At 67.4% G+C, this 14,091-nt stretch carries 15 protein-coding genes; 9 read left to right on the top strand and 6 right to left on the bottom strand.

Going from position 1 to position 14,091, the window contains the following annotated elements; genetic code table 11:
- Positions 1–29 precede the first annotated feature (29 nt).
- From FS770_RS01925 to FS770_RS01905, 5 genes are all read left to right on the top strand, one after another.
- Positions 30–1,211 (top strand): glycosyltransferase family 4 protein, encoded by a 1,182-nt coding sequence (locus FS770_RS01925; RefSeq protein ID WP_055082157.1) that lies wholly within the window; start codon positions 30–32, stop codon positions 1,209–1,211.
- 292 nt (positions 1,212–1,503) lie between these two features.
- The gene (gene glf, locus FS770_RS01920; protein WP_145009511.1) at positions 1,504–2,691 is read left to right on the top strand and encodes a UDP-galactopyranose mutase; all 1,188 of its coding nucleotides are present in this window, start codon (positions 1,504–1,506) and stop codon (positions 2,689–2,691) included.
- Complete coding sequence (locus FS770_RS01915; RefSeq protein WP_144942143.1) at positions 2,688–4,709, top strand: glycosyltransferase; 2,022 nt, start codon at positions 2,688–2,690, stop codon at positions 4,707–4,709. Before glf ends, FS770_RS01915 begins: the two co-directional genes overlap by 4 nt.
- A gap of 95 nt (positions 4,710–4,804) precedes the next feature.
- The gene (locus FS770_RS01910) at positions 4,805–5,677 is read left to right on the top strand and encodes an ABC transporter permease (protein WP_055082150.1); all 873 of its coding nucleotides are present in this window, start codon (positions 4,805–4,807) and stop codon (positions 5,675–5,677) included.
- Between the two features lie 3 nt (positions 5,678–5,680).
- Entirely contained in the window at positions 5,681–6,607 is a 927-nt protein-coding gene (locus FS770_RS01905) for an ABC transporter ATP-binding protein (RefSeq protein ID WP_055082148.1), read from the top strand.
- Between the two features lie 80 nt (positions 6,608–6,687).
- Here the strand turns inward: FS770_RS01905 and FS770_RS01900 are convergent, their stop codons facing one another.
- The gene (locus tag FS770_RS01900) at positions 6,688–8,724 is read right to left on the bottom strand and encodes a DUF6541 family protein (RefSeq protein ID WP_145009508.1); all 2,037 of its coding nucleotides are present in this window, start codon (positions 8,722–8,724) and stop codon (positions 6,688–6,690) included.
- A gap of 127 nt (positions 8,725–8,851) precedes the next feature.
- On the opposite strand from FS770_RS01900, the gene FS770_RS01895 reads away from it, so the two are divergent.
- The 4 genes from FS770_RS01895 (at position 8,852) to FS770_RS01880 (ending at position 11,390) form a co-directional block, all read left to right on the top strand.
- On the top strand, positions 8,852–9,526 hold the full coding sequence (locus FS770_RS01895; protein WP_145009506.1) for a glycosyltransferase family 2 protein: 675 nt from the start codon (positions 8,852–8,854) through the stop codon (positions 9,524–9,526).
- Between the two features lie 12 nt (positions 9,527–9,538).
- A complete protein-coding gene (locus FS770_RS01890; protein WP_055085486.1) occupies positions 9,539–10,054 on the top strand; it encodes a DUF2304 domain-containing protein in 516 nt (171 codons plus the stop codon).
- Positions 10,055–10,359: 305 nt separating this feature from the next.
- A complete protein-coding gene (locus tag FS770_RS01885; protein WP_244944690.1) occupies positions 10,360–10,647 on the top strand; it encodes a hypothetical protein in 288 nt (95 codons plus the stop codon).
- 68 nt (positions 10,648–10,715) lie between these two features.
- Positions 10,716–11,390, top strand: a complete 675-nt coding sequence (locus tag FS770_RS01880; RefSeq protein ID WP_145009503.1) for a hypothetical protein — start codon at positions 10,716–10,718, stop codon at positions 11,388–11,390.
- A 96-nt stretch (positions 11,391–11,486) separates the two neighbouring features.
- Here the strand turns inward: FS770_RS01880 and FS770_RS01875 are convergent, their stop codons facing one another.
- From FS770_RS01875 to FS770_RS01860, 5 genes are all read right to left on the bottom strand, one after another.
- Positions 11,487–11,747, bottom strand: coding sequence for a hypothetical protein (locus FS770_RS01875; protein WP_145009500.1), 261 nt, complete (start codon positions 11,745–11,747; stop codon positions 11,487–11,489).
- Positions 11,748–12,169: 422 nt separating this feature from the next.
- Positions 12,170–12,721, bottom strand: coding sequence for a hypothetical protein (locus tag FS770_RS01870; RefSeq protein WP_145009497.1), 552 nt, complete (start codon positions 12,719–12,721; stop codon positions 12,170–12,172).
- A gap of 60 nt (positions 12,722–12,781) precedes the next feature.
- Complete coding sequence (locus FS770_RS01865) at positions 12,782–13,210, bottom strand: hypothetical protein (protein ID WP_145009494.1); 429 nt, start codon at positions 13,208–13,210, stop codon at positions 12,782–12,784.
- Positions 13,211–13,300: 90 nt separating this feature from the next.
- Positions 13,301–13,429 (bottom strand): hypothetical protein, encoded by a 129-nt coding sequence (locus tag FS770_RS14190; RefSeq protein ID WP_280525931.1) that lies wholly within the window; start codon positions 13,427–13,429, stop codon positions 13,301–13,303.
- 10 nt (positions 13,430–13,439) lie between these two features.
- Positions 13,440–14,072: a recombinase family protein gene (locus FS770_RS01860; RefSeq protein WP_145009491.1), complete on the bottom strand. Its 633-nt coding sequence runs from the start codon at positions 14,070–14,072 to the stop codon at positions 13,440–13,442.
- Positions 14,073–14,091: the final 19 nt, after the last annotated feature.

Raw genomic sequence — 14,091 nt, 5'->3', positions numbered from 1 at the left:
CCGCGGTGAATCATGAGACAGTAATGCCCATGAGACCCCGCAAGGTTGTCATCGTCAGCCGCATCTTCCTCCCCGAACCGGCCGCTGCCTCCTTCCGCCTCGCCGCTCTCGCCAGGGGCTTCGCTGCCGAGGGCGCGGACGTCACGGTGCTGACCACCCGGCCGCCGCGCTCTATGGCTGCCGTGCGCGTGGACGAACCGTACGAGATCGTGCGCGTGCCCGTGCTGCGGGACAAGGAGGACTACGTCAGGGGCGTCGCCCAGTACCTGAGCTTCGACATTCAGGCCTTCACCCGTCTGCTGGTGATGGACGCGGACATCGTGGTGAGCGAGCCGCCGCCCACCACGGGCGTGGCCGTGTGGCTCGCGAGCGCGCTGCGTCGTCGGCCGTACATCTGGTACAACCCGGACGTCTGGACCTCCGCGACGCTGAACATGGACGTTCCCGGATTCGTCACGCAGGGGATGCGCGTGGCGGAGACGATCGCCGCCCGGCGCGCTGGCGGCGTCATCACCGTCTCCGAGTCCATGGGCGAGGAGCTCCACCGTGTGACCGGCGCCCGCTGGGACAGGATGTTCGTGGCGGAGAACGGGATCGACACGGACACCTTCACGGCGGACGGGCCCACCGAAGCTGTGCCCGGGCCCTATTTCGTCTACGCCGGCTCCATCTCGGAGTGGCAGGGCATGGACATCTTCATCGAGGCGCTGGCGCAGATCCTGCCCGAGCACCCGGACGTCACGCTCCAGGTGCTGGGTCGGGGCTCCGACCTCACGCGGGTGCAGGAGATCGCACAGCGGCTCGCCCCGCAGAACGTGGTCTTCCACGGCGTCCAGAGTCCGGCTCGCACCGCGGCCTTCACTCGCGGGGCGGTCGCCGCCCTCGCCTCGGTGATCCCGCACACCGGTTACGACTTCTCGAAGCCCACCAAGCTCTACGCGGCCGCCGCGTGCGGCACACCCTCCATCTACGCCGGGGTGGGGGTAGGGGCACGCCTGGTCGAGGAGAACGACCTGGGAACCCCCGTGGAGTTCACGCCCGACGCCGTGGCACAGGCCATGCGGCGAGCGCTCGGGGATGCTCGGTCCGGAGACAGAGCGGCGCAGCGCGAGCGCCGCAGCCGGTGGGCACGGGAGCACGCCTCCCTGGGGGCCTCTGGACGCGCCGCCGCCCGGTGGGTGCTCAGCGGTTTCCAGGAGTCGGGCCACTGAGCCGCGGGAGTCAGCCGGGCGGCATGTTGGGCGCCCGGTGCGCACCCGTCTGGACGACGACGTCGCGACGCGGGACGACGCCGCGGCCCACGGCCGTGCCGACGCCGGGGCGATGTCCTGGCACTGGGCGGCATCGCCCCGGGAAGTCTCGGGCGGCCCCGCGACCTGGGGTGATGCCGGGCACTCGGCACGCCACGGCCAGCGGGTCACACAGGGCCCTCGTGGCCTGGTCCGGTATTTTTAGCGCAGACGATGTGCGTGCATGGAACGTGGAAGAGGGTAGGAGAGACAGATGAACACTGATCTTGTGGTGGTGGGCTCGGGGCTTTTCGGTCTCACCGTGGCCGAACGGGCCGCGCGCGAGCTGGGTCTGAAGGTCACGATGATCGACCGGCGGCCGCACCTGGGCGGCAACGCCTACAGCGAGAACGAGGAGCGCACGGGCATCGAGGTGCACCGCTACGGCGCCCACCTCTTCCACACCTCCAACGAGCGCGTGTGGGAGTACGTGAACCGCTTCACCCAGTTCACCAACTACGTGCACCGCGTCTACACCCGCCACCAGGGCGAGGTGTACCCCATGCCCATCAACCTGGGCACGATCAACCAGTTCTTCCGGGCCGCCTACTCTCCCGGTGAGGCACGCGAGCTGATCCGCGAGCAGGCGGGCGAGCTGGCGGGCACGGACCCTCAGAACCTCAACGACAAGGGCATCCAGCTGATCGGCCGCCCCCTGTACGAGGCGTTCATCAAGCACTACACGGGCAAGCAGTGGCAGACGGATCCCAAGGACCTGCCCGCCTCCATCATCTCCCGGCTTCCGGTGCGCTACACGTACGACAACCGCTACTTCAACGACACCCACGAGGGTCTTCCGGTGGACGGCTACACCGCGTGGCTCGAGCGCATGGCGGACCACCCGAACATCGACGTCCGGCTGGAGACCGATTTCTTCGACGACTCCCAGGAGTTCTCGAAGGACAACGTTGTGGGTCAGGTCCCGGTGGTCTACACCGGTCCCGTGGACCGCTACTTCGACTACGCCGAGGGCGACCTCTCCTGGCGCACCATCGACCTGGAGGAGGAGGTGCTCGACATGGAGGACTTCCAGGGCACGTCGGTGATGAACTACCCGGACGAGGACGTCCCGTTCACCCGCATCCACGAGTTCCGCCACTTCCACCCGGAGCGGGACTACACGAGGGACGCCACGGTGATCATGCGCGAGTTCTCCCGTTTTGCTGAGAAGGGCGACGAGCCCTACTACCCCGTGAACACGTCCGAGGACCGTGAGAAGCTGTTCGCCTACCGAGACCTCGCCAACGGTGAGTCCTCCGTGCTGTTCGGCGGACGCCTGGGCACGTACAAGTACTTGGACATGCACATGGCCATCGGCTCCGCGTTGTCCATGGTGGACAACAAGATCGCACCGCACTTCACGTCCGGTGCACCCCTGACCAGTGGAGGAGTGGACGCGTGAGCGCCGATAACGCCCAGAAGACAGAGCAGTCGGCCGACGGGAACCACGAGTACCTGGCGAAGATCAACACCCAGCCGAGCACGCAGACGGATCTGCGAGAGGTGGCCCGCGTGATTTTCCCCGCCGACAAGGACCTCGACGCGCTGCCGCTGTACATCGACGGGCCCATCAACAGGGAGGGCCCGTCCTCCGCCGGCTCGGACACCGCCAACCAGCACCCGGACGACATCATCTCCCGGCGCTCGGTGCGCATCCGCGCGGGCCGCCGGGTGTCCTTCGGCTCCTACTTCAACGCGTTCCCAGCCTCGTACTGGCGCCGCTGGACCGTGGCGGACTCGGTGGTGCTGCGTGTGCGCACCACGGGTGCGGGCTCTCTGATCGTCTACCGCAGCAACGCCCGGGGTGTCTCCCAGCGCGTCGAGGACCGCCGCGTCAGCGGGGAGACCACCTGCGAGTTCGAGCTCACGCTCGCACCGTTCGGCGACGGCGGGTGGTACTGGTTCGACTTGATCTCCGACGAGGAGGGCATGGTCCTAGACGAGGCCTCGTGGCTGGTGCCCTCCCAGGGCCGTCCCGTGGGGCGGGTGACGCTCGGCGTGACCACGTTCAATCGGCCGGACTACTGCGTGAACACCATCAAGACCATCGCGAACGCGGACGGCCTGGACGAGGTCCTGGACGAGCTGATCATCGTGGACCAGGGCAACAAGCTGGTGCAGGACGAGCCGGACTTCGCGGAGGCGCAGAAGGCCATGGGCGGGAAACTGCGCATGATCCGCCAGGGCAACATGGGCGGTTCCGGCGGCTTCGCCCGCAACATGTACGAGGTCGTGGAGGGGCGGCAGGGTCCGGACGGCGTCGAGAAGTCCGATTACGTGCTGATCCTGGACGACGACATCCTGCTGGAGTCCGAGGGCGTGCTGCGCGCGGCTGCTTTCGCGGACATGTGCCACACGCCGTCGATCGTGGGCGGGCACATGTTCGACATGTACAACAAGCCGCTGCTCAACGCGTACGCGGAGGTCGTGAACTCCTACCGCTTCCTGTGGGGTCCCATCGACGGCCTCGGCGCCGTGGACTTTGCCGAGCGTGGTCTGCGCTCCCGGCCCAGGCTGCACCGCCGCTGGGACGCCGACTACAACGGCTGGTGGATGTGCCTCATTCCGAGGGTGATTCTCGAGGAGATCGGGCTGTCGCTGCCGGTGTTCATCAAGTGGGACGACTCCGAGTACTCCCTGCGCGCCAAGGCCGCGGGCTACCCGACCATCTCCCTCCCGGGCGTTGCGGTGTGGCACGTGTCCTGGGCGGACAAGGACGACGCCGTGGACTGGCAGGCGTACTTCCACGAGCGCAACCGCCTCATCGCGGCACTGCTGCACTCGCCCTTCTCCAAGGGCGGGCGCATGCTGCGCGAGTCCATGACCACGGAGACAAAGCACGTGGTGTCCATGCAGTACTACCCGGCCAGGTCGGTGCTGCTGGCCATCCAGGACGTTCTGGACGGCCCGGACCGCCTGCACGAGATGCTGCCCAACCGCATGCCGCAGATCCGGGGCATGAAGGACAAGTACTCCGACGGTCGCGTGGTCAAGGACCTCTCCCAGCTGCCCCCGGTGCGGCGCGCCAAGCCGCCCAAGCGCATGGAGGCTCCCAAGTCGCCCACCAAGGCCCAGCTCATCCCGTGGGCGCTGCGCACCGTGCTCAAGCAGACGCTGCGCCCGGTGCGTGAGATGGCCAGGGAGTACCCGGAGGCCACCGTCGCCCACATGGACGGGCACTGGTCCTACCTGGCGACCCTCGACTCCGCGATCGTCTCCAACGCGGACGGCACGGGTGCCTCCTGGTATCGCCGGGACCCTGCGCAGGTGCGTGAGCTGATGGCGGAGAGCACCAAGCTGCACGCCGAGCTGCTGTCCCGGTGGGACGAGCTGAGCGAGCAGTACCGGGCTGCGCTGCCGGAGATCACCTCCCCTCAGGCCTGGGCCCGCACGTTCGCGGAGAACGGTCCCGCACAGTAGTTCCCTCCCGCCCGACGCCGCACGCCTGAGCAGGCGTGCGGCGTCGGCGTGTATTCCGGTCACGGCGCGTGAGGCGCGCCACGAAAGGACGGCAGATGCCAAACGAAGCCCCCGCCACTCAGCTGCGGCCACCCGGGCAGGACCGCGGCCTGAGGGACGTGTTCGCCAACCGGTTCCTGCTCAGGCTGATCGTGGACAAGGAGATCCAGATCCGGTACCGAGGCACGGTGCTCGGACTTCTGTGGTCCTACCTCAAACCGGGAGTGCAGTTCCTGGTGTTCTACATCGCCATGGGCGTCTTCCTGGACCTCAACAGGGGGATCGAGAACTTCGCCGTGTACCTGTTCTCCGGGATCGTGGTGATGAACCTCTTTGGGGAGGTCTTCGGCAACGCGTCCCGCTCGGTCGTGGCCAACGGCGGACTGCTGAAGAAGATCTACCTGCCGCGGCAGCTGTTCCCCGTCTCCAACCTGCTCGTGGCCTTCATCCACTTCGTGCCGCAGCTGGTCATCCTGCTGCTCGCGTGCTTCGTCACAGGGTGGCACCCGGGGATCAAGCAGCTGCTCGCGGTGTTCGTGGGAACCGCGATCATCGCGGTGTTCTCCCTGGCCCTGGGCATGCTGTTCACCACGTTCAACGTGTTCTTCCGGGATGCCGAGAACATCGTGGACCTCATCATCATGGTCTCCACGTGGGCCTCCCCGGTGCTCTACCTGTGGACCATGGTGCACGAGAAGCTGTGGGACTGGGTGTACTACGTGTACATGCTCAACCCGCTCACGGTGGCGGTGGAGCTGTTCCACTACGGTTTCTGGTTCCCCACCACGGACTCTCCGCAGACGTGGCACATCCCGCCGCACCTGCTCACGGGGTGGACCCCGTTGGCCATCGTGACCAGTCTGATCGTCTTCTTCGTGGCGGACCGGTTGTTCCGGGCCCACGAGGGCAACTTCGCCCAGGAGCTGTGAACCATGTCCAGTGCAGTCAACGAGAACACACCGGGTCGCACGGACGCGGACCTCGCCATCCGGGTGAGCCACATGACCAAGGAGTTCGTGCTGCGCCACACGCGCTCCATGAAAGAGGCCTTCGTCTGGCTCGTGAAGGGCCGCAAGGGGGACCTGACCGCCAAGTTCACGGCACTCAACGACGTCTCCTTCGACATCCACGACGGCGAGACGGTCGCGCTGCTGGGCTTCAACGGCTCGGGCAAGTCCACCACGCTGAAGATGATCTCCGGTGTGATGAACCCGGATTCGGGTGAGATCCTCACGCGCGAGAAGGTGGCCGGCCTGATTGAGGTGGGTGCAGGCTTCCACCCGGACCTCACGGGCCGGGACAACGTCTACCTCAACGGCGCGATCCTGGGTATGACCAAGGAGGAGATCGACGAGAAGTTCGACGACATCGTGGCCTTCTCGGAGATCGCGGAATTCATCGACACCGAGGTGAAGTTCTACAGCTCGGGCATGTACCTGCGACTCGCGTTCTCCGTGGCCGTCCACACGGATCCCGAGGTGTTCCTGGTGGACGAGATCCTCTCGGTGGGTGACGAGCCCTTCCAGAAGAAGTGCATCGGCCGCATCAAGGACCTGGTGCGACGCGGCAAGACCCTGGTGGTGGTCTCCCACGACCTCAACCTGGTGATGGACATCTGTGAGCGCGGCATCGTGATGGACCACGGCACCAAGGTCTTCGACGGCAGCGTGCACGGCGCGGTCGCGCACATGCGCAACCAGCCGGAGGAGGACGTTCGCCGGGAGCACGAGGAGGGCTTGGCCCGGGCGCTGGCGGACAAGCGCCACAAGCGGGAGTGGCAGGCCCGCGAGGCCGCCGAGCGCGGCGAGGAGTTCGTGCCCCAGTACGATCCCGACCTGGACGGGCCCCTGCCGGGCTGAGCTCGGCACTGTTTCGGACCGGATGACGACGGCGCCGCGAGAGACCATCTCTCGCGGCGCCGTCGTCATCCGGTCCAGGGTCAGTCGCCGCAGCCGGTGATCTTGTAGAGCTTGGCCTCGGGGCCGGTCTGGGCCAAGAGCTCGAAGCCCCTGTCAGGGGTGAGCTGGTCGTAGCCGCGCGTGTCGAAGTAGGCGAAGGGGTTCACCTGCCGGGTTCCGAAGTCCAGGACGTACTGCACGTTGTGCTTGTGCAGCGCGGGGCAGACCTCCGGGTCCGTGGTCAGTTCGTCGAGGTGGTGCGCGATCACGGAGGCCTCCCGGTCCGCGACGAGGCCGTTGTGGGGGAACAGCACCTTGACGTCGGAGACGGCGTAGGCCTGGGAGGTGCCCGTGAGGGGGTTGCCGAAGACCACGGCGTCCTGCGGCACGTACTCGGGAAGCTGCTCCAGCAGCTGCTCCTCGGCGGGGTCGAGCAGCGCGTACGGGTGGGCGCCGCCGCCGGCGTAGAGCGACTTGCCGTAGTTAACGACGTCCGTCATGGGCTCCGTCTGCACGGCCTGCCACCCCAGGACCACGGCCAGGAGGCCGCCCACCACGGCCGCGGTGCGGGTGCGCATCAGGGGACGCGTACGCTCGGCGGCCCGGCGGACGGCGGGAGAGGTCCCGGAGCGCTGGGAGAGCTTCAGGACGAAGGTGCGCACGTGCGTGACTACCCAGTGCAGCACAGCGAGCGCGCCGGCCACGGAGAGGGGAACGGCCATGACGGGGATGAGCGCGAGCAGTCGATTGGAGTCGTTGTACCAGACCCCGGTCCAGTCGTAGCGCAGCGGGAAGTTCCGGGAGGAGGCCACCAGGACGTAGAGCCACATCAGCAGGACCCACGCACCCACCAGCCAGCGAGAGGTGTGGCGCAGCAGGGCCGCGGCGCCGAGGAGCACCAGGACCATGAGCACCCAGGGGGCGTGCGGCGCGCCGGGGTAGACGGTGGCGAGCGCTTCACCCACGGCCTGGGGCTGGGTCGCGTGCGGCTTCCACGAGGAGGAGTCCCAGGAGGCCCGGGCGGAGAACCAGATCTGCTGCAGCACCAGGAGCATGGCCACGAGGGCGACGGCGCCGAGCAGCTTGCGCCACCACGCCCGGGGGGAGCGCAACTCCCGCCACCACAGGGTGAGCAGCATGATCCACAGGATCGCAAGCCCCAGCACCACGGTGGAGGGGTGGGCCAGTCCCATGGCCCCCGTGACCGCCAGGACGGTGATCCACAGGGCGAGCTTGGACCGGAGGTAGGGGCCCCGGGAGAGACCGAGCGCGTCCGTGAGCAGACCCAGCCATAGGGGCAGGAACGCGATGGACATGGCGTTCGGGAACAGGTTGCCATAGAAGCTCAGCAGGTAAGGGAACGCGGGGAAACTGGAGGCCATGAGGCCGGTGGCCACCGCCACCGCGGGGCGGGAGCCCAGGACCCGCGTGGTGAAGTACAGGCAGCCCAGCACCCACACGACCCCGCACACCAGCATGGTCATCGCGTTGGCGGCCAGGGCCACGGGTAGGTGGCCCACCGCGGTCACGAAGGCCACGGAGTTGTGCCAGGCCGCGGGGTAGAACGAGGGGTCCGTGACGCCGAGCCCGCCGATCGTCAGCGAGGACGCGGTGCCGGTGTCCTCGATGTAGCGCACGGCGTTGTAGTGGAAGTTCGCGTCGTAGGTCTGGGAGAGCGCGTCGGGGACCTGGAGGATCAGGTACAGCCTCTGCACCACGATCCCGACGCCGAGAACCGCCCCGCACCAGATGCCCACCGTGGGGGCGGTGATCCGCTCCCGCCACGGGACGGTGCCCGCCCACGGAGCCGCGGCGACGCGGCGTCTTGCGGGGATCATGACAAGCCACAGCAGCACCGCCACTCCTGCGAACGCCGCCGTGACGGTGAGGGGGTTCCACGGCACGCCGAGCATCCCGTAGACCACCGCGGAGGCGCTGAACCCCGCCACGGACAGGGGGACCACGCTCGCCCACCGCGCCAGGCCGCGCAGCCCCAGGGCCACGCTCAGCAGCGCGCCGGGCAGGACCATGAGGACGGCCACCAGGGTGTAGGGGGGAAGTGCTTCAAGCCAGCTCAAGGGATCCAGGGCTCCAGACGGGGAAGGCGGGAGGGTCTGTGGGAAGTTTAGTGGACCGCCCGGCGCCCACCCCCGCGACCTGCGGGCCCCGCCTGCGCGCCGGAGGTCCCCAGCCGACTGTGGAACAATGAGGGGTGTGAGTCGAGCCTGGATAGTGATGCCCGTGTACAACGAGGCCCAAGTGGTGGGAGAGGTCCTGGAGAGTCTCCGGAAGACCTTCCCGCACGTGGTCTGCGTGGACGACGGCTCCCGGGACGACTCCGCGCAGATCTGTCGGGACGCAGGGGCCGTGGTGGTCCAGCACCCGATCAACCTGGGGCAGGGTGCGGCGTTGCAGACGGGTTTCGAGTACGCGCTGCAGGATCCGGAGATGGACTGCGTGGTGACGTTCGACTCGGACGGCCAGCACCGCGTGATCGATGCGTACGACATGGTTCAGCGCATCCGCAGCGGCGAGGCCGAGGTGGTCCTGGGGTCGCGGTTCCTTGACGACCGCACACAGGTGTCCTCCTTGAAGCGACTCGTGCTGCGCACGGCGGCGTTCGTGTCCAAGTTCACGAGCGGCATGGACCTCTCGGACGCGCACAACGGCCTGCGGGCCATCAACCGGGACACGCTCGGCAAGCTGCACCTGAAGCAGAACCGCATGGCGCACGCCTCCGAGATCGTGAACCGGTTCGCGGAGATCCAGCCCAATTGGGTGGAGCACCCCGTGGAGATCATCTACACGGACTACTCGCGCGGCAAGGGCCAGTCCCTGCTCAACGGCGTGAACATCCTGGCCGAACTGTTCGTGAAGTAACGGGGCACTGCAATGACCATCGTGGTTCAGATCGTTCTCATCCTGGGCGTGGCCTACGGCGCGCTCACCCTGGTGCGCGGCGGCGCCAACGCCAAGCACCAGGCCATCCGCCGTCTGGGAGCGGTCGCCTTCTTCCTCTTCGCCGCCGTCTCGATCCTCGTGCCGGACCTGGTCACGCAGGTGGCCCGCCTGCTGGGGATCGGCCGTGGCACGGACCTCGTGCTCTACGCGCTCGTGGTGCTGTTCATGGTCTCCCAGTACAGCGCCGCCCAGCGCCGCCGCGTCGAGGAGGTCAACATCACGCGACTCGCCCGGCACATCGCCATTGCCGAGGCCGAGAAGCCGTGGGAGCCCGACGGCGCCCACACCGAGCGCGCCTCCGTGCTCACCTTCGCAGCGGCCTCCCCGCTGCAGCGTCCCGCCGAGGCACCCCACGTGGGGCCCGCGGGCCCGGACGTGTCCGTCGAGCGTCCCGCCACCGCTGCCCCCGGCGACGACGCCGCTCGCGGGGGTTCCACGGCCGTCTGACCTTCCGCACGTGCTCCACTGTGGTTCGGAGCACCGCGCATCACCCTGCCTTCGGCAGTCCCCGTCTTGTGGCCGGAGGGGCAAGGTGTTCCCGTTCCCTCGACCAGTGGGTGGTGGGTGTCACGTTGCATGAGGATGCATTCTGCGTCCGAGCATGACGCGTCGTGCTGCGGGCATCGGCGCAGGTCATGACGGGTTATCCACAGATCGGGCCCCGGGCCGTGTTCGCGGCCGGAAATTTCCCCTAGCGTTCCCTCCAGAGTTGACCAGCCAGTAACGGGTTCGGGGGAACCCCAGGGGGAGCCATGGCCACCGTTGTCGAGGACGCGATCGGACTGATCGAGGCGGACGTCCGCGAACAGATCCGGCGTACCGGGCTGGACCCGTTGCACGAGGTCGAACCCACGCGCCGGATCGTGGCCGCGGTCGTGGCCGAGTACGACGTCCGCTCCGCGCAGGCCGGGCTGCCCCGGATCCAGGACCTGGAGGCCGCGCGCAAGACCGTGCTGGACCTCGTCGCGGGCTACGGGCCGCTGCAGCCGTACCTGGACGATCCCGAGGTCGAGGAGATCTGGCTCAACGGTCCTGCGTAAAACGCGTTTAGGTTTCTTGGTGTCAGGAGGTCACAACGACCTCACCGGACCCAAGAAGGGCGAGCACCATGAGCAACCGCACCGAATCCCAGATCCCCACCCCCGCCGAGATCAAAGCATGCCCCAAGTTCAAAACCTGGACCCTTGGCATCACACCCGGGCCCACCAGCCACCTGCACCAGGCCTGGAACGGCGACTACCTCTGGATTTACGGGGGGATGCTCTATGACTCCACCAGTCACACCATCTCCGCCTACTCCATGAAGGACGCCACGGACCGCGAGCGAACTGCCGTGAGCCGCGCCCTCGAGGCGCGCCGCCGCCAATGGTTCCAGGGTGACGGAGAAACCACCCGCGACAAGATCCTCAGCGACGAGAACTGGCAGCCCGTGGACGGCCGGGAAGGGGTCTACGTGGTCGCCCTCGCCCGGGCGTGCCCCTTCGGCGGACCAGACACGGGAATGGAACCCGGCGCCGCCAGTGAGATCGGCGAAGACTACGGCCACTTCGAGACGATGCTGGACACCGACGTGGACGGGCCGGACGGCAAGCGCCTTGAGTCCGAGTTCATCCTCACCCGGGTGTGGTCCCCGGAGCACGGGGTGCAACTTGCCCTGCGAATCGAGGACCGGAAAGTGGACGGCCCCGGGCACCCAGTGAACAACCTGGTGGCGTTCCACCAGCGCCTCGGCGAGGAGCTCGACCGTCTGCTCGAGGACCACCCGGAGCAGGCCAGCTACTGATCCGGTGGGTAGCCAAGTAACAGGGGACACCAGGGGATAAGAGAGCGGCCCTCAGCATCACGCTGAGGGCCGCTTCTTCATGCCAGGGAGACGGGGCTACGGGGTGCCGTCGTTCTGTTCCGCCATGTACTCCGACTGGATCTCGCCGCTGGTCTTGCAACGCCCCAGAGAGGGCTCGAAGCACTCCGACCCGACCTGGTACTCGAAGCCAGGTTCCACGTACCCCTCATAGCTGTAGTACTCCTCGGAGGGTCCCACGTAGCCGTTCTCGTCGGCCTCGGGGCGCTGGTGCCCGTTGGACTCAGTGCTGTTGTCAGCGCTCTCCTGGGAGGCGCAGTAGTCCTGGACATCCGCCATGGCCTCGTCCGTCAGAGGGCCGGCTGGGAAGTAATCCGACGCGCACTTGCCTCCACTGGCGAGAAACTCATTCAAACTCGTCGTTTGCCCATCCTGGTCCGCCGGGGGGCCGCCGATCGCGCTGCCTGACCCTTCGGACCCTCCCGTCGGTTCATCGCTCGGCGCCGCCTCTGAGGGCTCCCCGCTCTCAGAGGCGCTCGCGGTCGCAGTGGCAGTGGGCGTGGCGCTCGCCGTGTCAGTCGGGGAAGCGCTCGGACTGCTGGACGCGCTACTGGGCGATTCGGCAGGGGCGGTCTCGTTTGAGCCGCACCCGCTCAAAGCGAGCGTTAGGAGGGCTAGAGGGACGATGTAACGACGCATGGATTGGTCTCCTGGTGGGGATCGGCTGGGATGCGGGGGACGATGCCAGGGCTGCAGGTACTTCAGCAGCCGGCACACTGAGGATGCGGAGTCACCTGCCCCATCGCTGCAGTGCCCCCGTCTGAGGTGCGGACCGCCACGAGGTCGAGTGCCGCGATGTTCGGATCATCCGTGTGCTGACGGAGGGCGTCTGCGACCTCCTTGACCATGGGGCCCGCATAGTTGGTGGTGGCATTGGCCCCCATTGGCAGCTTGAAGTCAATGATCACATCGTCGTCCTCAACACCGATCTTCGTGATCGGTGTGTTCGGGTTGTACAGATGCGGCAGATCGGCCCGCAGGTACTCGTCCACGGAGGCTGAGGGCCCCCTGTGGTTAGGATCCCACGCGGGAACCTGGGTTGCCGCAGGCTCCTCGGCCGCCTGGGTGGCGTCCGCGGCCGGAGCCTCCCCTTGGGCGTCCTGCTCGGACATCGTTTCCCCGGTGTGGACGTAGCTTTCACTCGGGGTCGCAGTGACCGTGACCGTAGGGGCGGCCTCGGGAGTGAAGGCGGCGCACCCGGTCAGGACGAAGGATGCGGCGACGACGGTGAGGGGGATGGTGTAACGGCGCATGGGGGTGCTCCTAGGTTCGGTTCAGTCGAGTTTTGGCATGGTCTCTGGGACCGCGGGGGATTACCCGCCGTACCCCTGGTCCAGCTTCCGCTTGGAATAGAAGTGCTCGACACCGTGCCGGTCCACGATGACTACACCCGTGGCCGGGTTGTTGTCGGTCCAATCCGGGTCCGCGAGAGTGTGCGCGTACCGCCACCCGTCCTGACTGTCGGAGTCCTCAAGCCCGGTCTCCACGGTGATCTCGCCGGGCGCCGTAGCTGTCATGGACTTCATGCCGCACACCCAGGAGAGCGACGTCTCCGCACACGCGTTCTCCCACGAGCTCGCGCCCGCGTTGCTGGCAAGGGACTGCTGGTAGCCGGCCATCCATTCCTTGCCCTTCTGCTCGTTCATATCGTTCTGGATCATCGTCCAGGTCATGATGACGGCGACGGCCACGAGGGCCCAAAGGCTGGCGATGAGGGCGTTACGGCGCGTGATGTGGCGCATGGGGGGGGTCCTTAGCAATGGGGGTTGCTTCCGCTAAGTATTCCCGCCCCAGAGCCTGATACAGGTTGGGGCGGGAATGTTACCTGGGGGTCAGTGCGTGCCCCGCAGCTCACGGGTACCGTGCCGGTTTGCCGCCCGGCGCTCCCGCTGAGCCAAGAACCGCTCCAGTTCGGCCTTGATGACCGCCGCGTCCTGGGCGGTGTTCGCCGAGACCTGCACGTAGATGCTCTTACCGGCTCAGTACCTGCCGCACGGTGGACGCGTGCCAGGTGCGCCCGGTGGCGGTGGGGATGCTCTCATCGTTGAGGGCCGCGGCGATCTTGGCGTAGGACAGACCAGCGGCGCGCTCGCGGTGGATCCGGTCCACAGTGGCCTGGGGGAGCGCAGACGGGCGGCCCATGTGCTTGCCGGTGGTGGCTTTGATCTTGGCCATGCCGTCACGGGTCCGTTCGGCGATCTTCTTCCGCTCCATCTCCGCGAACGTGCAGGTGACCTGTGCCATGGCGGCGCCAGTGATGGTGGACGTGTCGATCCCCAGGTCCAAACAGATCAACGCCCAGTGCTGCCGGGTTGCGGTCTCGAGCAGACCGGCGAAGTCGGCGACGGAGCGGGAGAGTCGGTCGAGCTTGGACACGGCGAGCGCATCAGCTTTCCCGGCTTTGAGGTCCGCGAGGGCTTGGGCGAGCACTGGGCGGTTCTTGAGTGTCTTGGCGCTCGCCGCGTTCTCGCGTCGCAGGTCGAGCTCCCAGCCCAGCCGGTCCGCTTCGGCTCGGAGGGCGGCGATCTGCACCTCAGGGCCAATATCCTGCTTGCTGGTGGAGACGCGGACGTAGCCGATGACGTGCAGACGGGGGGTGGTCATGCCCTGATCATACACAAAG

The sequence above is a fragment of the Kocuria salsicia genome (assembly GCF_007681555.1).
GTDB lineage: Bacteria > Actinomycetota > Actinomycetes > Actinomycetales > Micrococcaceae > Kocuria > Kocuria salsicia.
This window is presented reverse-complemented; position numbering and strand designations above follow the sequence as displayed.